Origin of the sequence: Serratia sp. NGAS9 (assembly GCF_009905295.1) — a bacterium.
Lineage (GTDB): Bacteria > Pseudomonadota > Gammaproteobacteria > Enterobacterales > Enterobacteriaceae > Serratia > Serratia bockelmannii.
In genome coordinates, this window is the sequence record NZ_CP047605.1 from 2,017,875 (window position 1) to 2,042,995 (window position 25,121).

General features: G+C 59.2%; 23 protein-coding genes. 10 read left to right on the plus strand and 13 right to left on the minus strand.

All coding sequences use genetic code 11. From position 1 onward, the window contains the following. On the minus strand, positions 1 to 753 hold the full coding sequence (locus tag GUC32_RS09765; RefSeq protein WP_225735568.1) for a molecular chaperone: 753 nt from the start codon (positions 751 to 753) through the stop codon (positions 1 to 3). A 59-nt stretch (positions 754 to 812) separates the two neighbouring features. Continuing rightward, entirely contained in the window at positions 813 to 1,346 is a 534-nt protein-coding gene (locus GUC32_RS09770) for a fimbrial protein (RefSeq protein WP_043141548.1), read from the minus strand. A 375-nt stretch (positions 1,347 to 1,721) separates the two neighbouring features. Between GUC32_RS09770 and GUC32_RS09775 the strand changes: the two genes are divergently transcribed. Further along, positions 1,722 to 2,405: a LuxR C-terminal-related transcriptional regulator gene (locus GUC32_RS09775; RefSeq protein WP_230203365.1), complete on the plus strand. Its 684-nt coding sequence runs from the start codon at positions 1,722 to 1,724 to the stop codon at positions 2,403 to 2,405. Position 2,406: 1 nt separating this feature from the next. On the opposite strand, the gene GUC32_RS09780 is transcribed toward GUC32_RS09775, so the two are convergent. Beyond that, complete coding sequence (locus GUC32_RS09780) at positions 2,407 to 2,907, minus strand: winged helix-turn-helix transcriptional regulator (protein WP_369435705.1); 501 nt, start codon at positions 2,905 to 2,907, stop codon at positions 2,407 to 2,409. A 166-nt stretch (positions 2,908 to 3,073) separates the two neighbouring features. On the opposite strand from GUC32_RS09780, the gene GUC32_RS09785 reads away from it, so the two are divergent. Next, complete coding sequence (locus GUC32_RS09785) at positions 3,074 to 3,502, plus strand: tautomerase family protein (RefSeq protein WP_089195785.1); 429 nt, start codon at positions 3,074 to 3,076, stop codon at positions 3,500 to 3,502. Between the two features lie 54 nt (positions 3,503 to 3,556). On the opposite strand, the gene GUC32_RS09790 is transcribed toward GUC32_RS09785, so the two are convergent. The 4 genes from GUC32_RS09790 to ychF all read right to left on the minus strand — a co-directional run bounded on the left by GUC32_RS09790 (position 3,557) and on the right by ychF (position 10,952). After that, a complete protein-coding gene (locus tag GUC32_RS09790; RefSeq protein WP_325976016.1) occupies positions 3,557 to 6,883 on the minus strand; it encodes an efflux RND transporter permease subunit in 3,327 nt (1,108 codons plus the stop codon). Between the two features lie 10 nt (positions 6,884 to 6,893). Further along, the gene (locus tag GUC32_RS09795; protein ID WP_233494390.1) at positions 6,894 to 8,060 is read right to left on the minus strand and encodes an efflux RND transporter periplasmic adaptor subunit; all 1,167 of its coding nucleotides are present in this window, start codon (positions 8,058 to 8,060) and stop codon (positions 6,894 to 6,896) included. Positions 8,061 to 8,978: 918 nt separating this feature from the next. Next, positions 8,979 to 9,563, minus strand: coding sequence for a TetR/AcrR family transcriptional regulator (locus GUC32_RS09800; protein ID WP_197828347.1), 585 nt, complete (start codon positions 9,561 to 9,563; stop codon positions 8,979 to 8,981). 297 nt (positions 9,564 to 9,860) lie between these two features. Next, entirely contained in the window at positions 9,861 to 10,952 is a 1,092-nt protein-coding gene (gene ychF, locus GUC32_RS09805; protein ID WP_060447286.1) for a redox-regulated ATPase YchF, read from the minus strand. 334 nt (positions 10,953 to 11,286) lie between these two features. On the opposite strand from ychF, the gene GUC32_RS09810 reads away from it, so the two are divergent. Beyond that, the gene (locus GUC32_RS09810; protein WP_060432898.1) at positions 11,287 to 12,816 is read left to right on the plus strand and encodes a SulP family inorganic anion transporter; all 1,530 of its coding nucleotides are present in this window, start codon (positions 11,287 to 11,289) and stop codon (positions 12,814 to 12,816) included. 37 nt (positions 12,817 to 12,853) lie between these two features. Here the strand turns inward: GUC32_RS09810 and pth are convergent, their stop codons facing one another. Continuing rightward, the gene (gene pth / locus GUC32_RS09815) at positions 12,854 to 13,444 is read right to left on the minus strand and encodes an aminoacyl-tRNA hydrolase (RefSeq protein WP_004941053.1); all 591 of its coding nucleotides are present in this window, start codon (positions 13,442 to 13,444) and stop codon (positions 12,854 to 12,856) included. 301 nt (positions 13,445 to 13,745) lie between these two features. Here pth and ychH point away from each other — a divergent pair, with 301 nt between their 5' ends. Next, a complete protein-coding gene (gene ychH, locus GUC32_RS09820; RefSeq protein ID WP_025302491.1) occupies positions 13,746 to 14,024 on the plus strand; it encodes a stress-induced protein YchH in 279 nt (92 codons plus the stop codon). Between the two features lie 185 nt (positions 14,025 to 14,209). Here ychH and prs read toward each other — a convergent pair whose 3' ends face one another. The 3 genes from prs to lolB all read right to left on the minus strand — a co-directional run bounded on the left by prs (position 14,210) and on the right by lolB (position 16,818). Next, positions 14,210 to 15,157, minus strand: a complete 948-nt coding sequence (gene prs, locus GUC32_RS09825) for a ribose-phosphate diphosphokinase (protein ID WP_004941061.1) — start codon at positions 15,155 to 15,157, stop codon at positions 14,210 to 14,212. A 174-nt stretch (positions 15,158 to 15,331) separates the two neighbouring features. After that, positions 15,332 to 16,198: a 4-(cytidine 5'-diphospho)-2-C-methyl-D-erythritol kinase gene (ispE, locus tag GUC32_RS09830; RefSeq protein ID WP_049207164.1), complete on the minus strand. Its 867-nt coding sequence runs from the start codon at positions 16,196 to 16,198 to the stop codon at positions 15,332 to 15,334. Continuing rightward, positions 16,195 to 16,818, minus strand: a complete 624-nt coding sequence (gene lolB, locus GUC32_RS09835) for a lipoprotein insertase outer membrane protein LolB (RefSeq protein ID WP_049207163.1) — start codon at positions 16,816 to 16,818, stop codon at positions 16,195 to 16,197. Before lolB ends, ispE begins: the two co-directional genes overlap by 4 nt. Before the next feature lie 467 nt (positions 16,819 to 17,285). Between lolB and hemA the strand changes: the two genes are divergently transcribed. From hemA to kdsA, 6 genes are read left to right on the plus strand one after another with little or no spacing between them, the layout of a single operon-like run. Next, positions 17,286 to 18,548 (plus strand): glutamyl-tRNA reductase, encoded by a 1,263-nt coding sequence (hemA, locus tag GUC32_RS09840; protein WP_369435706.1) that lies wholly within the window; start codon positions 17,286 to 17,288, stop codon positions 18,546 to 18,548. 31 nt (positions 18,549 to 18,579) lie between these two features. Next, positions 18,580 to 19,665 carry a peptide chain release factor 1 gene (prfA, locus tag GUC32_RS09845; protein ID WP_016928099.1) on the plus strand — a complete coding sequence of 362 codons (1,086 nt, stop codon included), beginning with the start codon at positions 18,580 to 18,582 and terminating at the stop codon, positions 19,663 to 19,665. Further along, positions 19,665 to 20,498, plus strand: coding sequence for a peptide chain release factor N(5)-glutamine methyltransferase (gene prmC, locus GUC32_RS09850; protein ID WP_127146177.1), 834 nt, complete (start codon positions 19,665 to 19,667; stop codon positions 20,496 to 20,498). Before prfA ends, prmC begins: the two co-directional genes overlap by 1 nt. A 41-nt stretch (positions 20,499 to 20,539) precedes the next feature. After that, positions 20,540 to 20,941, plus strand: coding sequence for a SirB2 family protein (locus GUC32_RS09855; protein WP_170310367.1), 402 nt, complete (start codon positions 20,540 to 20,542; stop codon positions 20,939 to 20,941). Continuing rightward, the gene (gene sirB1 / locus GUC32_RS09860) at positions 20,938 to 21,747 is read left to right on the plus strand and encodes an invasion regulator SirB1 (protein ID WP_016928096.1); all 810 of its coding nucleotides are present in this window, start codon (positions 20,938 to 20,940) and stop codon (positions 21,745 to 21,747) included. The genes GUC32_RS09855 and sirB1 overlap by 4 nt, the downstream gene beginning before the upstream one ends. A gap of 58 nt (positions 21,748 to 21,805) precedes the next feature. Further along, on the plus strand, positions 21,806 to 22,660 hold the full coding sequence (gene kdsA / locus GUC32_RS09865) for a 3-deoxy-8-phosphooctulonate synthase (protein WP_025302497.1): 855 nt from the start codon (positions 21,806 to 21,808) through the stop codon (positions 22,658 to 22,660). 47 nt (positions 22,661 to 22,707) lie between these two features. Here the strand turns inward: kdsA and dauA are convergent, their stop codons facing one another. Further along, complete coding sequence (gene dauA, locus GUC32_RS09870; RefSeq protein ID WP_043141525.1) at positions 22,708 to 24,396, minus strand: C4-dicarboxylic acid transporter DauA; 1,689 nt, start codon at positions 24,394 to 24,396, stop codon at positions 22,708 to 22,710. 232 nt (positions 24,397 to 24,628) lie between these two features. Then, positions 24,629 to 25,114 (minus strand): heme-degrading domain-containing protein, encoded by a 486-nt coding sequence (locus GUC32_RS09875; protein ID WP_025302499.1) that lies wholly within the window; start codon positions 25,112 to 25,114, stop codon positions 24,629 to 24,631. Between the last annotated feature and the right edge of the window lie 7 nt (positions 25,115 to 25,121).

Here is a 25,121-nt window from a genome sequence, read left to right on the forward strand (position 1 = left end):
TCAGCGCGCGACGTTCAGGGTGCGTGTGATTTCCACCCCATAGTCATTGATGACGCGCAGTGCGACCTGCCGCACCTCCCCGTTCACCGGCCAGCTGGCCTGCGAAAACGGCGGGATCAGATCCGCCTGCGGGATCACGGTGCGTTTCGCGCCGCTGAGGATCGCGGCCTGGCTGACGTTGGCGTAGTAGCCGGTCGGGTTGTCGACGTGCAGCGCGTTGCCGGCCTGGCGCAGGCTGAGCCGATCGATAACGTGGTTGGCGTCACCGGCCAGCCCGGCGGGGCGATAGAACACCTTCAGCCGATTGGTGACCACCAGCAGCAGTTTGTTCTTGTCGCTGTCCGTCTGGCGCACCGCGGGCACCTGCAGGAAGTTGAGGTAGAACAGCGATTCGCGATCGCGCGGCAGCGGCTGGCCGACGAACGACAGCCGCACCATCTGCCCGCTGTGCGGATTCATGCGGAAGATTTGCGGCGAGGCGACAAAGGGCGCATCGGCGTTTTCCGGCGTGGATTTGGGGTTATTGATGTCGAGCCAGATTTGCATCAGCGCCGGGGTGCCGTCGTCGTTGGTGAACTGCAGCGTTTTTTCCCGTGCCTCGGCGGGGTAGATCACGCGGTTGCCGAGCAGCGTCACGCTGGCCGACGCGTGGGTAGCGGCAAAACTTATCAGGCAAAGCGACAGGGCGGCCCATCGGCGGGCGGAGCGGGTTATCTGCGGCATAAACGTGAACCGATAAAGGGAGCGAGTCATTCAGCGCCGCCCGGCTAAGGGCGGCGCTGGCATCAACAGGTATGGCGCCTGACGCCGGCTTATTTGTAGCTAATGGCGAACTGTGCGGTGGCGATCACCGAACCGGCCGCCACGCCGGTGTCTTCCGCGTAGTAGCGGGCCACCAGGTTCTGCGAGGTGGAGGTGGCGTCTTTCGCCAGCGTCATCGCAGAGGTAGTGACGGTCGAACCGCTGGCGAACGACAGCGGCGTGGTGGCGTCGCTGTCCAGCAGTTGAATGGACACTTTGGCCGCATCGCCCGCGTTGCCCAGGTTGCCGTTAACTGTCGGGTTGTTGCCCGCCAGCACGGTTTTGATCGCCGTATCGCTGGTTGCCGCCGCACAGCCCGTGACGTTAACGGTAAAGGTGGTGTCGCCGGCGGTGGCGCCTTTGGTGGCGAGCTGGCTGGCGGCGACGGTCGGCAGCAGAACAACCGGGTTGGATTGATTGCCGTTAATATTCACCGAGCAGGTTTGCGTGCTGACTTCGCCTTTAAATTGCACCGTATTGGACGAAGCGGCCGCACAGGCGCCGGAGAGAGCCAGCATGGATAATGCGACTAATTTAACATTCATGTGAAATGCCCTTTAATTTACTTTGGAGAAAAGCTTTCCTGGCAGTAATAAATTACTGTCGTACGGTTGTTGGTTAATCATGTTGCGCAATTGTTTTTTAAACGCGTCGGCAAACATGGATTTTCATCCTAGCAAACTAAGAATTTTCCCTATAGATGTTTTGAATAAGACAATAAGGCGAGGGTGTTGATTGTTACATTTTCTTTCATTTATGCTTATGTCCTGAGAAATAGAAAATAGATCTATATCATTACGTTGCGTTTTTATTGAGTTGTCAGTTTTTGTGAATGAAATAATTTGAAACATTCATGCCTTTTTTGCGTATTAATCAATGCACTGGCTGTTGCGTGATTATTTGAAAAACATGTTATCAAGATGTTTTATATCGGTGTGCTTTGCAGGCGAATTACCCCAAAAAAGAGCAGCGACAAGCCGCCTGAGGTGTGGAAGCATGTTTTCATGCTGATAAGGAGAATTAAAGTGAGAGTGATTTATATCGACGGTTCGTCGTTGTGCCGGTTAGGTATGAAAACTTTATTGGGCGGTGGGGTGATAACCTTATCCTCTCCCAATATTAATATTATTAAAAATATAAGCCCGGCGCCTGATTTAATTATCATGGATTTTCCCCATGAAATTTATCGGTTCGAAGCCTATTTGACGTTTATTCACCTTTGCCGCGCTGAATATAAAAATGTCCGGATATTGTTCTTCGTCGATAAGACTTCGCCGCTGATCCTGGCATTTATCGCGGCGGCGCAGCCGGATGCGATTTTGCACAAACGGGAAGCGTTGCAGGTGGTGCGGGAGACCTGCGCGGCGCTGAGCCGCCGGGAAAAGGCGGGCGAACGGCGCGCGCTGAACAGGCATCAGGCGGCGGCGATCACGCCCGGCGAGGCGGCGGTGCTGTGTGAAACCGCCCGTACGGAAGATATCCGCCTGACCGCGCGGCGACTGAATTTGCACCCGAAAACCGTTTATTCGCACCTCAACAATGCCGGCAAGAAGTTCGGCATCCGCAATCGGGTGGAATTGCTGAAAATGATTGCGCTGCTGTAGATCACAACGAAGGGGCTTGGCCGACGGCCAGCCGCCATTGCGTCATTTCGTCGGCGCCCGGCCCGGCCGCCAGCGCCAGGTTTTGCGCCGGCAGCGATTCGCCGGTCACGGCATCTACCGCGCGCAGGGTGGCGGGGTGGCCGGTTACGCGGTCAATCACGCGCAGCGGCGGCCCGGCCAGCTCGGACAGATTCCATTTGTCGCCAATCTGAATCATCGCCATCACCAGCAGCCCGAGATCTTTTCCCTTCTCCGTCGGCAGATACTCATAACGAGCGGGGCGCGTTTGGTATTGCCGCTTTTCGATAAGGCCGTGGCTTTCCAGGGTCTTGAGCCGGTCGGCCAGCGTATTGTTGGTGATGCCGGTCGAGTGGCGCAGATCGTCATAGCGCGAGAGCCCCAGCAGCAGATCGCGCATGAGAATAGCGCCCCAGCGATCGCCCAATGCCGACAGCACGTGCGCCACCGAGCACGTCATGCCTTCAAACCCTTTTGCTTTCACGTTGATTAACCTCCGCTTGCCGCCTGATTGCCGTGAATGTTATCGCCTCGGCTTGATAACTTCAATAATTGGAGTTATTACTCTTATTATTGGAGTTTATCATTAACAGCGGCTGATGGCCTGAACGCCGGCCGGAAACCCGCGCCTTCACCGAGGAGAAAACGTTATGCCACTGTGGCAGATTTACCACCCTGAGCCGGCCTTCAGCGCCGCCGATAAACGCGCGATTGCGCAGAAGGTCACCGCCCTGTACCAGGATTTTTTGCCGCGCTTTTACGTCAACGTGTTCTTCCACGCGCTGCCGCCAGGTTCGGCCTATCTCGGCGGCGAACCGGCCGATGATTTCGTGCGGGTGACCATCGACCACATCGCGCGCGCCATGGACAACGACGCAGAGCAGCAGCAATTCCTGGCGGCCTGCACCTGCATCCTGCAACCCTACATCGCCGCCCGCGGGTTGCGCTGGGAACTGCACGTCGACGAAACGCCGTTCTCGCTGTGGACGATTGACGGATTAAAACCGCCGGCGCCGGGGACGGCGGCAGGCGAGAAGTGGCGCAGCGAGAATCGGCCTTCGGCGTGGGAGGGAAGTTGATGGGGGAGCGGCGGCGGCAAAACGCTTTTCGCCACCGCGAACCGTTATCAGAGCTTAGCCTTTTCGCTTAAAGACCTTTTGCCGCAGCCAGTGTTTGATCTGTCCCCAATACTCTTTGCCCAGCAGGGCGATGGCAATGACAAACAAGGTTTCACCGACCACGACAAGCGTAGAGACAACGACAATCTTGTAGGGGATGTCGAGGAACGGAATGACAGGGAAGGCAAGCCAATACAGCAGAACCACGAAAAGCATGGAAAACCCGGCTTTTTTCCTACCACTCAGATTCTTGCTGCGTGCCAGCAGGCTAGGCAACTTGCGCAGCCAGTTTTCAAGATCGTCAATCAGGGTATAAACGACAGGGATAACCAGCAGGCTCAGCACGGTGGATGTAATCAATCCTCCGATGACGGCCACCGCCATCGGGCTGCGGAAGCTGGGGTCGGCACTGCCGAAACCCAGAGCCACAGGCAACATACCTGCCCCCATCGCTAACGTGGTCATGATGACGGGGCGGGAACGTTTGTGGCAGGCATCAATCAGCGCTTCCGTTCGGCTCATGGGTTTATTGAGCACTTCGCCATTCGGACCGATGTGGCCGCGACGTGACTCGATCGCATAATCGACCAGCAGTATCGAGTTTTTGGTCGCAATCCCCATCAACATGATTAACCCGATCAGGGATGACATCGTGAACGACTGGCCCGCCAGCAGTAACCCGACGAATGCACCGCCCAATGACAGCGGGAGCGCAGCCAGAATGGTGATCGGTTGGAAGAAGTCTTTGAACAGCAGAACCAGCACGATATAGATGGCCAGGATCCCGGCGACCATAGCCGTGCCGAAACCGGCAAACAGTTCCTTCATCATTTCGTCATCACCCTGCACAACCTGGTGCACGCCGACCGGCAGATTCTGGATTGACGGCAGCTTCGCCACCTGAGCGGCCAGATCCCCGAGTTGGGTGCCCGACAGTTCTACGTCAAGGGTCACGCTGCGCGTGCGATTGATGCGACTGATCTGCGCCGGTCCACTGCCTTGCTCAATGTTGACGATCTGATTGAGTAGCACCGGGCCTCTGGCACCGGGTACGGTCAAACGTTCAAGTAATCCCATATCCTCACGGATGTCTTTTGACAGCTTGACGACGATCGGGATCTGGCGCTGCTCCACGTTGAATTTTGACAGGAACTGATCGTAGTCGCCTACGGTCGCAATACGCAAAGTATCGGCAATCGCGACGCCCGATACCCCAAGATCGGCCGCTTTGGCGAAATTGGGTTGCAGGAGGATTTCGCTGCGCGCCAGCCCGGCACTGGAGGTAATGTTACCGAGGCCGGGGAGCTGCCGCAGATCGCTTAATACGGCATCGGCCGCCTTAGCCAGCACCTGGGGATCATCGCCGGCCAACACTAACTGGTATTTTTCACCTGAGCCGCCAAACCCCACTTTGCTGCGCACCCCCGGAAGTGCTGCCATTGCCGTGCGTATCTCGCCTTCGATGACCTGCTTCTTCGGACGCGCTTGACGCGCATCCAACAACACCGTCAGCGTTGCCATGCGAACATCGGTTTTTCCGTCGGAAGCCATGACATCGCCGCCCGTTGCGCCGCCACCGATGGTGGTATAGATGTTGCGGATATGCGGGATGGGCGCCAGGCGATGCCGAGCGAGTTCTGCCATGGCCTGGGTTTGTTCCAGCGTGCTCCCTGGCGGCAGCTCCAACGTCACCTGCGTCTGGGAGTTGTCATCTGCAGGGAAGAAGCCCTGGGGCAGCAGAGGGATAAGCATCAGAGAGCCAATAAAGAACCCGCCGGCCAGCGCCAGGGTGAGCCCGCGGTGCCGCAGCGTCCACCGGCAGGCGCGCAGGTAGAGCGCCATCCAGACAGGATCGCGCTGAGGGCGCACATGCGGTTTCATCAGGTAGGCAGCCATCATTGGCGTCAGCAAGCGCGCCACAACCAGCGAGGCAAACACCGCCAGCGCCGCCGTCCATCCAAACTGCGTGAAGAATCTTCCGGCAACGCCGGACATGAAGGCCGTCGGCAGGAAAACGGCGATCAAGGCAAATGTCGTGGCGACGACGGCCAGGCCGATTTCCGATGCGGCATCCATCGCGGCCTGGTACGGCGGTTTACCCATGCCGATGTGGCGTTCGATGTTCTCCACTTCGACGATGGCATCATCCACCAACAGGCCAATCACCAGCGACAGCGCCAGCAGCGTGACGATACTGAGCGAAAAGCCCATCATGTCCATACCGATGAAGGCCGGTAAAATCGACAGGGGCAACGCCGCCGCCGAGATCAGCGTCGCCCGGATATCGCGCAGAAACATGAAGACCACCAGGATGGCGAGAATGGCGCCTTCATAGATCATGTGCATGGAGGCGTCGAACTCCTCCTGCACAGGCCGGACAAAGTCGAAGACCTGCGTGATGTGCAAATCAGGCCGCTCCGTGCGCAACTGCGCCAGAACTTTCTCCACCTTGTCGCCGACCTCGACTTCACCGGCGCCTTTGGCGCGCGTGATCTCAAAGCCCACCACCTTCTTGCCGTTGAGGAGCGCAAGTGAACTGCGTTCCGCAATGGTGTCTTTCAGCGTCGACACGTCGTCCAGGCGAAAACGTTGTCCGCCGGGCATCGACAGTTCCACCGCGGCTAGTTCATCCACGTTCTTGACGCGGGCGACCAAACGCAGCGGTTGTTTTCCCCGCCCCAGATCGACTCGCCCGCCCGTCGCGTCCATCTGTACATCGCGTAACTGGCGGGAAACCTCGGCAGCGGTGGCGCCAATCGCCTCCAGTTTGACCGGATCGAGTTCGACTTGAACCTCGCGGTTCACGCCGCCCACACGGGTGACCGACCCTACGCCGGCGACGCCTCTCAGACGCCGCGACAGGGTATTGTCCACGAACCAGGACAGCTCATTCTCATCCATCTTGCTGGCGCTGATGGAAAAGGCCAGGATAGGTTTGCCCGTGATGTTGAGCTTGCGAACGATAGGATCACGTAAATCCGTCGGCAACTCGGTGCGAATGCTTTGCACGGCTGACCGGACTTCATCCACCGCTTCCTGAACGGGTTTTTCCAGACGAAACTCCGCTGAGATATCGACCAGCCCGTCCTGGATCGTGGTACGCAAGTTCTTCAATCCCTGCACCGAAGAGACGGTGTCCTCCAGCTTGCGCGCCACCTCCGTTTCGAGCTGGGGCGGCGCAGCGCCCGGAAGCGAGGCGGACACGGTCACCGTAGGCACATCCATGTCCGGGAAGCTCTGGATCTTCATCAATTTGAAAGAATAAAAGCCGGCAACGCTCAAGATGACAAAGAGCAAGATAGACGGAATGGGGTTGCGAATGGACCAGGTAGAGATATTCATGATGGGCCTCTTAGCGTGGTTCCGATGAATGGGAAGCATCGGTCGTGTTGGCCAATTGGACTTTATCGCCCTCATTGAGGAATACGCCGCCGCTGGCGACGATGCGTTCCGCGCCTTGAAGACCGGACAGGATCTCCTGCTGGTCATTCACCAGACGGCCTACCGCGACTTTAAGCGGATGTGCACGCATCTCGTCATCTACGGTGAACACCAGGTGAAAACCGTCGCGCGCCACGACGGCGGATTGCGGCACGGTCAGCCCTTGCCGATCGCCGACCGTAATCAGACCGCTGGCATACGTGCCGGGCCGAATCGGCGAGGCGTTCTTCGCTGTCGATGGAAGGATGTCCACATAGGCAATCCCACGGCGCGAGGTTGAATTGACGGTGGGGGCGGCCAGGCGTACGACGCCTTCCCAGGTGTTACCGCCAGGTGAAGCGATCTGCGCTTTTTGCCCCGGTTGGATTTGTTCCAGCTGCTGCGCCGACAATTCCGCTCGCCATTCAAATTTTCCCTGGCGGATCAGGCGGAACATTTCAGTGCTTTGCATAGGAACTGAACCGATCGTGGCCGATCGCGCGGAGATGATGCCGTCGTCGGGGGCGCGCAATATCGTCTGGTCCAGTCGCAACTGCTGGGCCGCCATGCGTGCTTTCGCCGACTCCAGACGCGCCTGCGCCGTCTTTTCCTGGGTTAACAGTTTTTGGATATCCTGTTCACTCAGGCTGCCGACACCGCGCAGCAATCGCGCGCGTTTTCCATCCGCTTGCGCATTCAACGCGACTGCTTTCGCTTCGTTGAGATCGGCTTTCGCCAGCAGCCAGTCATTCATCACGGAGTCGCGTGTAAATTCCGCCAGCGGTTGGCCCTGGCGCACCACATCCCCTTCCTGCACCAACAGTTTTTGCACGCGCAGCCCATTGGCTTCCGGGCTGATGATCGCCTCTTGCCAGGCCGCAACAGAGCCATTGGCCGTGACGGTGCGGGAAAGGGACTGTCTTGCCGGCGTTGTCAGGGTCACTGTCAGCGTCGGTTTATCTGCCGGTGGGGCAACCTTGTCCGCCGGCGTATCGCAGGCCGATAAGGCGGCGGCAATCGGCATCGCCAGCACGGCTGCATGCAGGGTCCGCAAAGACCAAAAGCGGGGACGCGTGTTTTTAGCTATCAGTTGTGTCATCGGGAGAACCCATAAGGTGAATGATTTGTCGAACCTGTCGCCAGCGGCGCGGCGATGTATTGCTCTGTATTGAATTTCAAACGAATACGGCGCTGTCCTGCAGCGGTTCAGCCTGGCGTTGAAGCATTGCTCGCTCTGACGAAGTGAACAGACGCCGTATCCACTTCCGCACTGTCGATCGCACGCGGCTATGATGCTCATGCGGTTCAGTCTGCCAACCCGCCACACTTTCACCGGGATCGGTATCCACGCGCGATAGATCCAACGTCCAGGGAACCGAATGCTTGGTTGTGTGGCGATTGATCCCGCTTCCATCGGCAGCGGTCTTGCCACGACCGGCGACTTCCTTCTGAGCAGATTGAGACGCCCGGCGAGGGGGCGTTTGTATCGCCCATTCGAAGGATTCAGGCAATGGCGCGCTTTGGGTAGAGAACGCGTGTTGTCGCCGGCAGGTACGCGAGGCGTAATAGAGGGCCGCAGCCTCTGTCGCAACCAGTTTGCGGGCGTCATTCCATAACGCTTGAACGCACTCCAAATTTGCGCGCGCAACTGGCGTTTTTGCTGCGCGCTCATTCTCTACGTGACTGGGCTTGCCGGCCGGAGCGCGCAAGCGCCGGGCGCCGGATTCATTTCGGGCGGGGGGCCATGCATTCCACACAGACACGTGCGCTGAGCCAGGCAGGGAGGCCCGCCATGTTGTTGGAACATGCTGGGTTCCTGACAAACGGTCTGATGCAGGTGCGGTTGCGCAAGCGCAGAGGATCAAAGACACGCTGAGAATAAGAGAAACGAATATGAGTCGGCGGAGCCTTGGATAGGCCCGTGTTCGCAGCATTTTTAGTTTTGAAACGGGTGGCATGATTGTCGTGTCTTTTTAATGCGTGAGTACGCACTCATTATATAATTAAAAAAAAGAAGCTAGATGGCTGTATGAACGTCAGGAAGCTCAATGGCTCGCATCATGGCTTCATAACCTGCGCGTTTGTAAATATCCAGCAGGTGAGGTTTTTGAACGGCCATATCGATAACGCCATTGGCCATTACCGTGCAGATCATGCCCTGAAACTCGCTCGACTGCGGTAAATCCAGCCCCTGGACCAACGGAATACCCAGTTGGGAAATATCACCGAACCGTACGCTTCTTTCCCTCTGCGCGCTGGATAACTTGCCGGAGACCATCAATTTGTTTCCTGTCGCATACGCGGCGGGATTGGCGAGCGCCCAGTCAATGTAGGCATCCCAGGCGGCCTGCATGTGATCTTTACCCGGCAAAACGCCCTGTAAGCTTTGCGTCAGCAGGCACTCCATTTCATCAAGCAGGTAGTCGCAGACTGCGCTCAGCAGTACGTCCTTATTTTCAAAGTAGCGGAACAGCGTACCCTCCGAGACGCCAGCCTTCCTGGCGATGGCCGATGTGGGCGCCGCTAATCCTTGTTCGGCAAAAATGTCGGTGGCGGCACGCAATAGCGCCTGCTGCTTTTCTTCACTGCGAGGACGGGCCACTTTGAGGTTCCTTTAATAAGTGAGTAAACACTCATTATAGAGGTGCAATGGAATATGACAAGCCTTTTCCTGTAGGACAAGGGATCAACACGAGAGCTTTTTTCGTGCAGCGATGCGGATAATGCCGTCATGAAGGGCGTAATAAAACGTACGGCGAAGATCGTTCAGTGGGAAAGAACCGGGAGGGTGTGACGGCGTCCCGGTTGCCAAAACGCAGGTCCTGGAGACAAAAAAAATCCACGCCGAAGCGTGGATTTTTCCGTTTCCAGCAGCCGAGAGATACGCTGCGGGGTAGGGTTAGACGTTGAACAGGAAGTTCATCACGTCGCCGTCTTTGACGATGTAGTCTTTACCTTCTGAGCGCATTTTGCCGGCTTCTTTGGCGCCTTGCTCACCCTTGTAGGTGATGAAGTCGTCAAAGGCGATGGTTTGCGCGCGGATAAAGCCTTTCTCGAAGTCGGTGTGGATCTTGCCGGCCGCCTGCGGGGCGGTGGCGCCGACCGGGATGGTCCAGGCGCGCACTTCTTTCACGCCGGCGGTGAAGTAGGTTTGCAGGTTCAGCAGCTCATAACCGGCGCGGATCACGCGGTTCAGACCCGGCTCTTCCAGGCCCAGTTCGGCCATGAACTCGTCGCGCTCTTCGTCTTCCAGCTCGGCGATGTCGGATTCCACGGCGGCGCACACGGCAACCACCACGGAGCCTTCGGCGTCGGCGATTTTACGCACGGTGTCCAGGTACGGGTTGTTCTCAAAGCCGTCTTCGTTGACGTTGGCGATGTACATGGTCGGCTTCAGGGTCAGGAAGCTCAGGTATTTGATCGCCGCCTTGTCTTCATCGGTCAGATCCAGTGCGCGCAGCATGCCGGCGTTTTCCAGGTGCGGCAGACATTTCTCCAGCGCCGCCAGCTCGGCTTTGGCGTCTTTGTCGCCGCCTTTGGCTTTCTTCTGCACGCGGTGGATGGCGCGCTCGCAGGTGTCCAGGTCAGACAGCGCCAGCTCGGTGTTGATCACGTCGATGTCTTCGGCCGGATCGACCTTGTTGTTGACGTGAATGATGTTGTCGTTCTCGAAGCAGCGCACCACGTGGCCGATGGCTTCGGTTTCGCGGATGTTGGTCAGGAACTGGTTGCCCAGGCCTTCACCTTTGGATGCGCCTTTCACCAGGCCGGCGATGTCGACGAATTCCATGGTGGTCGGCAGAATGCGCTGCGGCTTGACGATCTCGGCCAGCTTATCCAGACGCGGATCGGGCATCGGCACCACACCGGTGTTCGGTTCAATGGTGCAGAACGGGAAGTTGGCTGCTTCAATGCCCGCTTTGGTCAACGCGTTGAACAGGGTGGATTTGCCTACGTTAGGCAGGCCGACGATACCGCATTTGAATCCCATGTTGTAATCACCTTAAATATCTTAACTATCAGTCGGTTATATTTAACCAACTGCATAAAGGGCAAAATAATGCCGCCATTATACACGTAATGGGCGTTTATCTCGATCAGACTTGCTTGGCTGGGGCGAGTGCAGCGCGGGCGACCGGTTTTTGATTGAGATTTGGATCACATTTACCCATACTGGCCGTTCCGATTAACCGACAGGAAACGCGCCGGATGTATTTCTTGCCTACGCCACCCTGAGCTGTGCCCGCCAGCAGTCTGCCGCCCCTTGCGGTACCCCATACCCGCTACGCGGGGAGATGATGTCATCTGTCATAAGTGAATAATGCATGTTTAACCTGAGTAACGTCAGGATCGCGGACGTTAAAAATGAAGTCCTGGCGGGCTTTGTGGTGGCGGTTTCGATGATCCCCGAGGCGGTCGGCTTTTCGCTGGTCGCCGGTCTTTCGCCGATCGTCGGTTTGCATACCGCGTTTATTATCGGCCTGGTCACGGCGCTGTTCGGCGGCAAGCCGGGCATGGTTTCCGGCGCCGCAGGTTCCATTGTGGTGGTGCTGATGAGCCTGGCGGCGCAGTACGGCATGGGTTACGTACTGTGGGCCACGCTGTTTGCCGGGGGGATTCAAATCCTGATCGGCGCCTTTCGGCTGGGCAAGTTCATTCGTCTGGTGCCGCTGCCGGCGATCCACGGCTTCGTCAACGGTCTGGCGATCGTCATCATGCTGGCGCAGTTGAAGATGATCGCCGGGCAGGGCCCGCTGATGTACGGCCTGGTGGCGCTGGCGATTGCGGTGGTGGTGCTGTTCCCGCGCCTGACCAAAGCCATTCCGTCTTCGCTGGCGGCGCTGCTGGTGGTCTCGGCGTTGGCGATCGGCCTCAATCTGCATACGCTGCGGGTGGGCGATCTGGCGGACATTTCCGGCGCGCTGCCGCACTTCAGCCTGCCGACGGTGCCGTTTACCCTGGAGATGGTGCGGGTGGTGCTACCCTATGCGGTAGTGATTGCCCTGGTCGGTTTGATTGAATCGCTGCTGACCATGACGGTGCTGGATGAAATGGGCGGCAAGAAGGGGAACGGCAACCGCGAGAGTATCGCGCAGGGCGCCGGTAACGCGGTGTGCGGCCTGTTCGGCTGCTTCGCCGGTTGTGCGATGATCGGCCAGTCGATCATCAACTTCACCTCGGGCGGGCGCGGGCGCATCTCCGGCACGGTGGGCGCTATCCTGCTGATTTTATTTGTGGTTAGCCTGTCGCGCTATATCGGCCTGCTGCCAGTGGCGGCGCTGGCCGGGGTGATGCTGGTGGTGTGTTACAACACTTTCGAGTGGAGTTCGCTGCGCCGTTTGCGTCGTATGCCGAAGGCAGACGCGCTGGTGATGATCGCCGTCACGTTGATCACCATCTTTACCGATCTGGCGGTGGCGGTGATCAGCGGGGTGATTATCTCGGCGCTGGTGTTCGCCTGGCAGCAGGCACGCATCCGCGTGCGCCAGCGGCAGGTGACGGGCGACGTGGCGGTGTATCGGCTCGATGGTCCGCTGTTCTTCGGCTCGGCCGCGGCTTTTGCCGAGCTGTTCGAGCCGCAAGGCGATCCGCAGAACGTGGTGCTGGACTTTGCCGGCACCCGGGTGATGGATTCCAGCGGCGTAGAAGCGATCGATAAGCTGACGGCGCGTTATCTGGCGGCGGGGAAAAGCATTCGTCTGCGCCACCTGAGCGGTGACTGCGTGCGCCTGCTCAAGCGCGCCGGGCCGTTTTGCAGCCATGAACTGGACGATCCGCAGTATTACGTGGCGGAAGAGGGGTTCGCCGCCGATGATCGCCGCGTGGGCGAGGAGACCTTCAACCCGCGCGGCTAAAAGCCGGCAGCGGGCAGGGCGCCCGCTGCGGTAAGGTTCAGGCCTGTGCCTTGAAGCTGTGCAGGCGCTGAACGGTTTTTTCCAGCCCGTCCTTCATCAGCATCTCGGTGCAGCGCAGCGACTCGTCGATCGCTTCGTCAATCATCTTCTGCTCGCTGGCCGGCGGCTTGCCGAGCACGAAGCCCACCACCTTGTTCTTGTCGCCCGGATGGCCGATGCCGATGCGCAGGCGGTAGAAGTTCGGGTTATTGCCGAACTTGTTTTGGATGTCTTTCAGGCCGTTGTGGCCGCCGTTGCCGCCGCCGAGCTTGATTTTTGCCACGCCGGGCGGCAGATCCAGCTCGTCGTGCGCCACCAGGATCTCGTTGGGTTCGATGCGGTAGAAATTGGCCATCGCCAGCACCGCTTTGCCGCTCAGGTTCATGAAGGTGGTCGGCACCAGCAGGCGCACGTCGTTGCCCGCCAGATTCAAACGGGCGGTGTAGCCGAAGAACTTGCTCTCTTCTTTCAACTGCTGATTGTGGCGCTGTGCCAGCAGATCGACGTACCAGGCGCCGGCGTTGTGGCGTGTCTGGGCGTATTCCGCGCCCGGGTTGGCCAGGCCGACTATCAATTTAATACTGCTCACTGGGAGATTCACTATGATCAGGGTAATGGAAAGGGCCTTAGTCTACCTGTCGGGGCGGTGAATGACAAAATCCGATCTCTGCCTTCGGCGTTGGTAAGAAAGACGAATGATTCATTAGCTGAATCATTCAATTTGTCTGCTAATTTTCAGTGGCGTGTTAAGAAGTGTCAATAATTCTTTACCATTTGTGATCGCCTCCGCAATCCCCTTGCCATAACAAGGACTATACTTAACTTATCAAAGTGGGTTAACAAGTTGCAGCGTTATCCCGGTTGGCACATGGCAATCATGGAGGTGGCATATGAAACGTAGAAGCGCGGACAGAATGGGCAACTTTTTTATGGGGCTGGGGCTGGTCGTGATGATCGGCGGCGTTGGATACTCCATTATTGCTGAAGTTTCCCAGTTCAATTTACCGCAATTTTTCGCCCACGGCGCCATCATGAGTATCTTCGTCGGCGCGCTGTTATGGCTGGTGGGCGCGCGTATAGGCGGCCGCGAGCAGGTGGCGGATCGCTACTGGTGGGTAAAACACTTTGATAAACGGTGCCGTAACGACCAACATCGTTCGTCGCATTGATTAAAAAATCAGAAGGGAAGCAAGAGCAGGGCAAGGGAATATCTGCCGTGCATTAAGGTCTGAGGTCATGTTGGACTACGAGTAGAAAACCCGTTGTTGCTCACGCACCAACGGGTTTTTCTTTTTCTGCTGTCGGGCTCGCTATCTTTCCGGCACGGTGGGCGCCGCACCGGAAAGACGACGAATCAATGCTCGAACATCGCAGAGATCGACTCTTCGTTGCTGATGCGGCGGATGGCTTCAGCCAGCATGCCGGACAGGGTCAGAGTGCGAACGTTTTTCAGTGCCTTGATTTCCGGCGACAGCGGAATGGTATCGCAGACGATCACTTCATCAATCACCGAGTTCTTGATGTTGTCCACGGCGTTGCCGGAGAAGATCGGGTGCGTCGCGTAGGCGAATACGCGCTTGGCACCGCGTTCTTTCAACGCTTCAGCCGCTTTACACAAGGTACCGCCGGTGTCGATCATGTCGTCGACCAGCACGCAGTCGCGGCCTGCCACGTCACCGATGATGTGCATCACCTGAGAAACGTTCGCGCGCGGGCGGCGTTTGTCGATGATGGCCATGTCGGTGTCGTTCAGCAGTTTGGCGATGGCGCGAGCACGCACTACGCCGCCGATGTCCGGGGAAACCACGATCGGGTTTTCCAAGTTCTGCTGCAGCATGTCTTCCAGCAGGATCGGGCTGCCGAACACGTTGTCTACCGGTACGTCGAAGAAGCCTTGAATCTGCTCAGCATGCAGATCCACCGTCAGAACGCGGTCAACCCCTACGCTGGAGAGGAAATCGGCAACCACCTTGGCGGTGATGGGTACACGCGCGGAACGCACGCGGCGATCCTGGCGGGCATAGCCGAAGTAAGGGATAACGGCGGTAATACGACCTGCGGAGGCGCGACGCAGGGCGTCGACCATCACAACCAGTTCCATCAGGTTGTCGTTGGTCGGGGCACAGGTGGACTGGATGATGAAAATATCACCGCCGCGTACATTTTCGTTGATTTGCACGCTCACTTCGCCGTCGCTAAAACGACCTACAGCGGCGTCACCAAGGCTGGTGTACAAACGGTTGGCAATACGTTGTGCTAGTTCCGGGGTGGCGTTACCAGCAAAAAGCTTCATATCAGGCACGAGAAGAACCTCAGGCTTGCGTCCAGAGAAGATATTGTCATACGACATCGCCAAGGGGCAGTTGGCGACGCCGGCGCAATATACATACGGGTATGTAAAACTAAAATTGAGACCGCAGGCAGCGCAGGGATAACAGGGCCAGGTGTGCATGACCCTGCGCAGCGAAACGTTGAGCTACGACTCAAACCGCCCGGAACGAATGCGATGTAGTGGGGAGACGTTAACGCCGCGCGCTACAAAACCACACAACCACTCCGGGGCTTGATTTAACACCTGACGGGCGGCGATTTCTGTGTCGAATTCAGCAAACACACAAGCACCTGTGCCAGTCAGGCGTGACGGGGCGTATTCTAACAGCCATGAAAGAAGCTGTTCAACCTCGCGAAAACGTTTTCTTGCGATCGGTTCGCAATCATTTGCGTACGGCGCCTGCAACAGCTCACTTAAGGAGCGAACCGGGGTGTTTCTTTTTAATTCGGGGTCGCCGAAGATAACCGGCGTCGGGATGCCGACGCCAGGATGCGCCACCAGATACCATTTTTCCTGCGGCTCGGCCGGCTGCAGGCGCTCGCCGATGCCTTCGGCGAAGGCGGCGTGGCCGCGCACGAACACCGGCACGTCGGCGCCGAGGCTGAGCCCCAGCGCTGCCAGTTGGTCGTCGCCAAGACCGCAGCGCCACAGTTCGTTCAGCGCCACCAGCACGGTGGCGGCGTTGGAGGAACCGCCGCCCAAACCGCCGCCCATCGGCAGGCGCTTGTCGATGCTGATGTCGGCGCCGCGCGGCGCGGTTTGCAGGCCGCGTTCATCGCAATAGCGCTGCAGCAGGCGGGCGGCGCGCACGATCAGGTTCTGCTCGTCTGGAACGCCGTCGACCGGCGTCAGCAGATGAATGCGGTCGTCCTGGCGAGGGTCGATGGTCAGGGTATCGCCGTAGTCCAGAAACTGGAACAGCGTCTGCAGCAGGTGATAGCCGTCTTCACGACGGCCGGTGATGTACAAAAACAGGTTGAGTTTCGCGGGGGAGGGCCACTGGCGGATCATTTGAGCGTCCAGTTATCCATCTTCAGCTTGATGCGCTGGTCGCCCTGCTGCAGCTCCAGGCGGTTCGGCAGCGTCGGCTGCACCTCGTTGCTGTAGCCCTGGTAATCCACTTTCCAGGTCTGGCCGCCTTGCTGGTAGGTCAGCTTGCTCAGGCGATATTGGTCATCCAGCGCAAAATCGCTGGCTTCGCCCGGCAGGCCGACCATCCACTGACGCAGGTTGTTCAGCGGGATCGCCATGCCGGTCAGCTTGCGGATCATCTCTTCCGGGTTGTCGCTGACGTAGCGTTTGCCCTGGTTGTCGGTCAGCTGCACCACGTTTTTCTGCACGTTGAGGTCCATTTCCGTACTGCCCAGCGGGTTGGTCAGCAGCAGGCGGTAGCGCTCCGGCGAGAACTGCTGCCAGAAGAAGCGGGCGTAGACTTTTTTCTGATCAGACAAGTAGGCGAAGGAGCCGCGGGTCTGATAGGTGCTGAGCTGTTGCACTGCCTGCTCATGGGCGCGCCACTGCGGTGAAGTCGGGCTGGTGGCCGGGCCGGTCGGCTTGGTGGTGGTACAGGCGGCCAGCACCAGGCTGGCCAGCGGGATCAGACGGAGCAAACTAACTTTGCGTATTGGCATAACTTTCTCTTGTCCTTTTGTCCTTGCGGGCATGCGCGACGAAACCCGGATTCAGCGCTCACGCTAACGGGGCGGCGGCGGCGCGTCAATTTTTTGCTGCATCGCGTTGAATCTTTCCGCTTTTGCCGGCGCAATGCCAACCCGTTACGCGCGTCGGGGTCGCCATTAAGCGTAACACAATCGTCTAAAGGCGGGGAGGCGCGCCCGATAAGCGGTGCCGGAGTTGCGCAAACGCCGCCGTTGCGCACGCCGAATAGCGTGCGCGTTATCGCAAACTGCGCTAAAATTTAAGCAATCAACCTAGCCTATGACTATTTATCCCGCTGTATTTATTGCTTATTCATTAATTGATGTCGTCTATGACAGCGATTGAACGGAAGATGCGGTTGTTACTTTTATTGATCCCGCGCATCAAGTAGAATGCCGTTCAACGAGAACCCGTACCAAGATAAGTATTACTCGAAGCAATGACCCTGCTGGCGTTAGGTATAAATCACAAAACCGCTCCGGTTTCTCTGCGTGAAAGGGTGACCTTCTCGCCAGAGTCCATCGATGAGGCGCTAACCAGCTTGCTCCAACAACCGTTGGTGCAGGGCGGCGTCGTGTTGTCCACCTGCAACCGCACCGAGCTGTACCTCAGCGTAGAGCAACAGGAACACATGCACGAGCAGCTGGTCGCCTGGCTGTGCGCGTACCACAACCTGCGCCCGGAAGAGGTGAAGAAAAGCCTGTACTGGCATCAGGGCAACGACGCGGTCAGCCATCTGATGCGGGTGGCCAGCGGGTTGGACTCACTGGTATTGGGCGAACCGCAGATCCTCGGCCAGGTGAAAAAGGCCTTCGCCGAGTCGCAACGCGGCCAGTCGCTGTCCGGCGAGCTGGAGCGTCTGTTCCAGAAATCCTTCTCCGTCGCCAAGCGCGTGCGCACCGAAACCGAAATCGGCGCCAGCGCGGTCTCCGTAGCGTTTGCTGCCTGTACCCTAGCACGGCAGATCTTCGAATCGCTGGCCGATCTCAACGTCTTGCTGGTGGGCGCCGGTGAAACCATCGAGCTGGTGGCGCGCCACCTGCGCGAACACAAAGTGCGGCACATGATCATCGCCAACCGCACCCGCGAGCGCGCGCAGCTGCTGGCGGACGAGGTGGGCGCAGAAGTGATCACCCTGCCGGAGATCGACGAACGCCTGGCGGACGCCGACATCATCATCAGCTCCACCGCCAGCCCGCTGCCGATCATCGGTAAGGGGATGGTGGAGCGCGCGCTGAAGGCGCGCCGCAACCAGCCGATGCTGCTGGTGGATATCGCCGTACCGCGCGATATCGAGCCGGAAGTCGGCAAACTGGCCAACGCCTATCTGTACAGCGTGGACGATCTGCACGCCATCATTCAAAGCAACCTGGCGCAGCGCAAAGCGGCGGCGGTGCATGCGGAGTCGATCGTGCAGCAGGAAAGCATCAACTTCATGGCCTGGCTGCGTTCGCAGGGCGCGGTGGAAACCATCCGCGACTACCGTTCGCAGGCTGACCAAATTCGCGCGGAAATGGAGGCCAAAGCGCTGGCCGCCATCGCGCAGGGCGCCAACGTGGAGCAGGTTATTCACGAGCTGGCCCATAAGCTGACCAACCGTCTTATTCATGCCCCTACCAAATCCCTCCAGCAGGCCGCCGGCGACGGCGACGTGGAGCGGTTGCAGTTATTACGCGACAGCCTCGGGCTGGATCAGCATTAGTTTTCTCTATTAACAGGGTTTATTACCACGCATGAAGCCTTCTATTGTTGCCAAACTGGAAGCGTTACAAGAGCGCCATGAAGAAGTGCAGGCGCTGCTCGGCGATGCCGGCGTCATTGCCGAGCAAGACCGGTTCCGCGCGCTGTCGCGAGAATACGCGCAGCTGACCGACGTCAGCCGCTGCTTCCTGGAATGGCGTCAGGTGCAGGAGGATCTGGAGACGGCGGAAATGATGCTGGACGATCCGGAAATGCGCGAGATGGCGCAGGAAGAGCTGAAACAGGCGCGGGCGACCAGCGAAGCGCTGGAGCAGCAGCTGCAGGTGTTGCTGCTGCCGAAAGATCCGGACGATGAGCGCAGCTGCTTCCTCGAAGTGCGCGCCGGCACCGGCGGCGATGAGGCGGCGATCTTTGCCGGCGATCTGTTCCGCATGTACAGCCGCTATGCGGAAAGCCGCCGCTGGCGTGTCGAGGTGATGAGCGCCAACGAAGGCGAACACGGCGGTTTCAAAGAAGTGATTGCCAAAGTTTCCGGCGATGGCGTGTACGGTCAGCTGAAGTTTGAATCCGGCGGGCACCGCGTGCAGCGCGTGCCGGAAACCGAATCCCAGGGGCGCATCCACACCTCCGCCTGTACCGTGGCGGTGATGCCGGAAGTGCCGGAAGCCGAGCTGCCGGACATCAACCCGGGCGATCTGAAAATCGACACCTTCCGCTCCTCCGGCGCCGGCGGCCAGCACGTTAACACCACCGACTCGGCGATCCGCATCACCCACCTGCCGACCGGCATCGTGGTGGAGTGCCAGGACGAACGTTCGCAGCACAAAAATAAAGCCAAGGCGATGTCGGTGCTGGGCGCGCGCATTCGCGCCGCCGAGATGGCCAAGCGCCAGCAGGCCGAGGCGTCCACTCGCCGCAACCTGCTGGGCAGCGGCGATCGTTCCGACCGCAACCGCACCTACAACTTCCCGCAGGGGCGGGTAACCGACCACCGCATCAACCTGACGCTCTACCGTCTGGACGAAGTGATGGAAGGCAAACTGGACATGCTGATCCAGCCGATCGTGCAGGAGTATCAGGCCGATCAGCTGGCTGCGCTGTCCGCCGAGCAAGAGTGATGGATTATCAATACTGGCTGAAAGCCGCCGCCGCGCGTTTGACCCACAGCGACAGCGCCCGGCGCGACGCGGAAATCCTGTTGGGTTTCGTGACCGGCAAGGCCAGAACCTTCCTGATGGCGTTCGGGGAAACCCTGCTGACGCCGCCGCAGCAACAGCAGCTGGAGACGCTGCTGGCGCGCCGCGAACGCGGTGAGCCGGTGGCCTATCTGGTGGGCGAGCGCGAGTTTTGGTCGCTGCCGCTGTCGGTCTCGCCGGCGACGCTGATCCCACGCCCTGATACCGAATGCCTGGTGGAACTGGCGCTGGCGCGCCTGCCGCCGCAACCCTGCCATTTCCTCGATCTTGGCACCGGCACCGGCGCCATCGCGCTGGCGCTGGCCAGTGAGCGCCCGGATTGTTCGGCTATCGGCATCGATGTGCAGCCGGAGGCGGTTGCGCTGGCGCAGCACAATGCGCACAAGCTGAAGATCGACAACGTCCGATTTCTACAGGGCAGCTGGTTTGCGCCGGTGGCGGGGCAACGCTTCGCGCTGATCGCCAGCAATCCGCCCTATATCGACGCCGCCGATCCGCATTTGTCGCAGGGCGACGTGCGCTTTGAACCCGGTAGCGCGCTGGTTGCCGCCGAGCACGGGCTGGCGGATCTGGCCGCCATCGTGCGCCAGGCGCCGCATTATTTGCAGTCGCAGGGCTGGCTGCTGTTGGAACATGGTTGGCAGCAGGGCGAGAGCGTGCGCGCGCTGCTGCAGGCCGCCGGATTTTCCGCTGTCGCCACCCACCGTGATTACGGCGACAACGACCGCGTGACGCTCGGCCAATGGCCGGGATAAGCGCCACTCATAATAACGACGCCCGGGCCATTTAAGGGAGCATCATGACTGCATACACCGCGTTGAAACATTTCCATTTGCTGACGGTCGCCATCAGTATTACCTTGTTTGTGCTGCGTTTCTTTTGGCAGTGGCGCCGCTCGCCGATCATGGGCCGCCGCTGGGTCAAGGTAGCGCCGCACCTGAATGACACGCTGCTGTTCGTCAGCGGCATCGCGTTGGTGGTGACGTTCGGGTTTTATCCGCTGCTGGGTATGGACTCATGGCTGACCGAGAAGCTGTTTGGCGTTATTATCTATATCCTGCTTGGCTACGTCGCATTGGGCAAGAAGACCAAAAGTCAGCGGCTGCGAACCGTGGCGTTCGTGCTGGCGTTGGGCTGTCTGTATCTGATAATTAAACTTGCCACGACGAAAATACCGTTTCTGATGGGATACCTATGAGTAGCATTGCTGATTTTGAATTTAACACCTCGCCGCTGAGCGAAGGGGTGATCCTGGTGTCGCAGTCGGTGCGGCGCGATTTTCCCGCTGCCGACGTGGAGCGCAAGCTGCAACAGCTGGTGGATGAAGCGCGTGCGGCGGTGCCGGTCGATATCACTCAGGAGCAGCAACTGGATGCGCTCATCGAACTGTTCTACAAAACCTGGGGATTCGGCGGCGCCAGCGGCGTTTACCGCCTGTCGGACGCCATCTGGCTGGACAAGGTGCTGGAAGGGCGGCAGGGCACGCCGGTCTCGCTAGGCACCATTTTCCTGCACATCGCCAACGCGCTGGATCTGCCTCTGTTGCCGGTGATTTTCCCCACTCAGCTGATCCTGCGCGCCGATTGGCTGGACGAAGAGCTGTGGCTGATCAACCCGCTGAACGGCGAAACCCTGAGCGAGCACCAGCTGGAAGTGTGGATCAAGGGCAACCTGGGGCTGGGCGCCGAGCTGGAAGACGACGATCTCGACGAATCCGAGAACATCATGGTGGTGCGCAAGATGTTGGATACGCTGAAGGCCGCCCTGATGGAAGAAAAGCAGCTGGAAATGGCGCTGCGCACCAGCGAAACGGTGCTGTGCTTCGATCCGGAAGATCCTTACGAGATCCGCGACCGCGGGCTGATTTATGCCCAGCTGGAGTGCAACCACATCGCGATTTCCGATCTCAACTATTTTGTCGAGCAGTGTCCTGAAGACCCGGTCAGCGAAGTGATCAAAGTACAGATCCACTCGATTGAGCCGAAACAGGTGACGCTGCATTAATTCAATGACTCCGTGCAGTTTGCAAGGCGACGGTTACAACCTTAACAAAGGCGAAAGCATGAAACAGAAAGTGGTTAGCATTGGCGACATCGACGTAGCAAACGACCTGCCGTTTGTGCTGTTTGGCGGTATGAATGTGCTGGAATCGCGCGATCTGGCGATGAGCATCTGCGAGCACTACGTCACCGTGACGCAAAAACTGGGCATTCCTTATGTATTCAAAGCCTCTTTCGACAAAGCCAACCGTTCTTCCATCCACTCGTACCGCGGTCCGGGCCTGGAAGAAGGGATGAAGATCTTCGAAGAGCTGAAGAAAACCTTCGGCGTGAAAATCATCACCGACGTGCATGAAGTGGCGCAGGCGCAGCCGGTTTCTGAAGTGGTTGACGTGATCCAACTGCCGGCCTTCCTGGCGCGTCAGACCGATCTGGTGGAAGCGATGGCGAAAACCGGCGCGGTGATCAACGTCAAGAAGCCACAGTTCGTCAGCCCGGGGCAGATGGGCAACATCGTCGACAAATTCAAAGAAGGCGGCAACGACCAGGTGATCCTGTGCGATCGCGGCAGCAACTTTGGTTATGACAACCTGGTGGTCGACATGCTGGGCATCAACGTGATGAAGAACGTGACCGGCGGCCATCCGGTGATCTTCGACGTGACCCACGCGCTGCAGACCCGCGATCCGTTCGGCGCCGCGTCCGGCGGCCGCCGCGCTCAGGTGGCCGAGTTGGCGCGCGCCGGCATGGCGGTTGGCCTGGCCGGCCTGTTCCTCGAAGCGCACCCGGATCCGAACAACGCCAAGTGCGACGGTCCTTCCGCGCTGCCGTTGGACAAACTGGAGCCGTTCCTGGCGCAGATGAAAGCCATCGACGACCTGGTGAAGAGCTTCCCGGAGCTGGATACCAGCAACTAAGCGCTCGTCGCCATAAAAAAAGCCCGACTCGTCGGGCTTTTTTACGTTTAGGCGCCGGTGGCCGCCAGCGCTTCCGGCAGGGTCGGATAGAACTGCAAGCGGCCCTCGATCGGCTGCACCCGCGCACGCGCCAGGGTTTTCAGCGGCTGGAACGGCACGTCGGTGATCACCAGTTTCTTGTCCGCCGGCAACACGTCGATAAAGCGTCGCAGGGCGCTCAGACCGCCGGCGTCGAGTACCGGCACCGCATCCCATTGCAGCACGATCGTGCGATAACTTTCGCTGCGCGTCAGCAGTTCGGTAAAGATGCGCTCGGCGGCGGCGAAGAACAGCGGGCCATTCACTCGCAGCACCAGGCGGCCGTCATCGGCGCTCAGTTCGCTGAGCCGCGTCATGCGGGCGATGCGGCGCATAAACAGCAGCGACGCCAACACGATGCCCACGGTAATGGCGATCACCATGTCGAACAGCACCGTCAGCGACATGCACAGCAGCAGTACCAGAATGTCGTCCTTCGGCGCCCGGCGCAGCAGGTAAACCACCTTGTGGGCCTCGCTCATGTTCCAGGCGACCATCAACAGCAGCGCCGCCATCGCCGCCAGCGGCAGATAAGAGAGCCACGGCGCCAGCACCAGCAGCGCCAACAGCACCAGCAGCGCGTGGATGATGGCGGATACCGGTGAGGTGGCACCGGCGCGCACGTTGGCCGCTGAACGGGCAATTGCGGCGGTCGCGGTGATGCCGCCGAAGAACGGCGCGATGATGTTGCCCGCGCCTTGGCCGATCAATTCGCTGTTCGAGTTATGCTTCTTACCGGTCATGCCGTCGAGCACCACTGCGCACAGCAGCGACTCGATCGCGCCGAGCATTGCCATCGAAAATGCCGCCGGCAACAGGGCGGAAACGGTTTGCCAGCTCAGGGTGAACGGCTGCCCGCCGCCGCCCGGCAGATCCCAGGGCAGCAGCAGCTGCGGCAGGATCGGCGGAATGCCCTGGCCGCTGCTGCCATCGGCCAGCAGGTAGCTGAAGCGGGAACCGATGGTCGCCACCGGGTGGTCAAACAGCGTCAGCAGCCCCATCAGCGCGGTGCCCGCCAGCAGCGCCGGCAGGTGGCCGGGCACCCGCAGGCCGAGCTTGGGCCAGAAGATCAGGATCAGCAGCGTCACGGCGCCGATCAGGGTATCGCCGAGATCCAGCGTTGGCAGCGCCTGCAGCAGGGCGTACAGCTTGCCAACGTAATTTTCCGGCGTGTGCGCCAGCTGCAGGCCGAAAAAGTCCTTGATCTGCATGGTGGCGATGGTGATGGCAATGCCGGAGGTAAAGCCCAGCGTCACCGGCAGCGGAATGTATTCGATCAGCCGGCCAAAGCGCGCCAGCCCCATCAGCAGCAGAAATACCCCGGAGATCAGCGTGGCGACCAGCAGGCCGGCCAGGCCGAACTGCTGCGAGACCGGATAGAGGATCACCACGAAGGCGGCGGTGGGGCCGGAGACGCTGTAGCGCGAACCGCCGCTGACGGCGATGACGATGCCGGCGATGGCGGCGGTATACAGGCCGTACTGCGGCGGCACGCCGCTGGCGATCGCCAGCGCCATCGCCAGCGGAATGGCGATAATGCCGACCGTCACCCCGGCGATAGCGTCTTTCAGCAACCGCGCCAGACTATAAGGTTCCCGCCAGCAGGCGTCTATCAGCGCGCTGAAGGGGCGAATTTTGTTTATTTCATGCGTTTTCATCTACGGTGCGTACCAAATCTTCAAAAGTGAAAGGAATGGCGGGCCCGATGAGGTCCGTCTTGTCACGTGACAGATACCATACGCCTTTTGTTCAGCGGATTACCAGACCTGCGTCAATTTGGCACAGGAAATCAGAGAGTCGTCGTTTTATCCGGCGCTAAATGCCGTTAACAGGTAAGTAAGCCGCAGATTCTGCGGCTTAAAAAGAAAGGAATAATCAAGGTTTTGGCGGTTAGTGCAGAGCGGGTAGGGATAAGCCGAGAAAGTGGGCTAAAGTGCTTACCAACAGCTGGTGATCTTCCTTCTGCGGCGCGCCGGAAATGCTGATGCTGCCGACGCAGCCGAGGCCGGTCAGGGTGAGCGGGAAGGCGCCGCCGTGCACCGAATAGTCGCGCACGCTCAGCCCGTAACGCTCCTCCAGCGACGTTTGCCGCTGCTGCAGGCGCAGGCCGATGGCGTAAGAACTTTTGTGAAAATGGTTCACCAGATTGCGCTTGCGCCGCACCCAGTCGGCGATGTCCGGCGTGGCGCCCGGCATGGCGTAATAAAACAGCGTCTGCCCGGCCAGTTGGATTTCGATGGCGATGCTCAGGCCGCGTCGCTCGGCGGCGGTTTTCAGCGCCGCGCCCAGCTCCCAGGCGGTGGTGGCGTCAAAATGGGTAAAGGCCAGCGTCGCTTCCTGTTCGCTGAGCGCCTGCAGTTCATCGTCGATATTCATGCGTTTC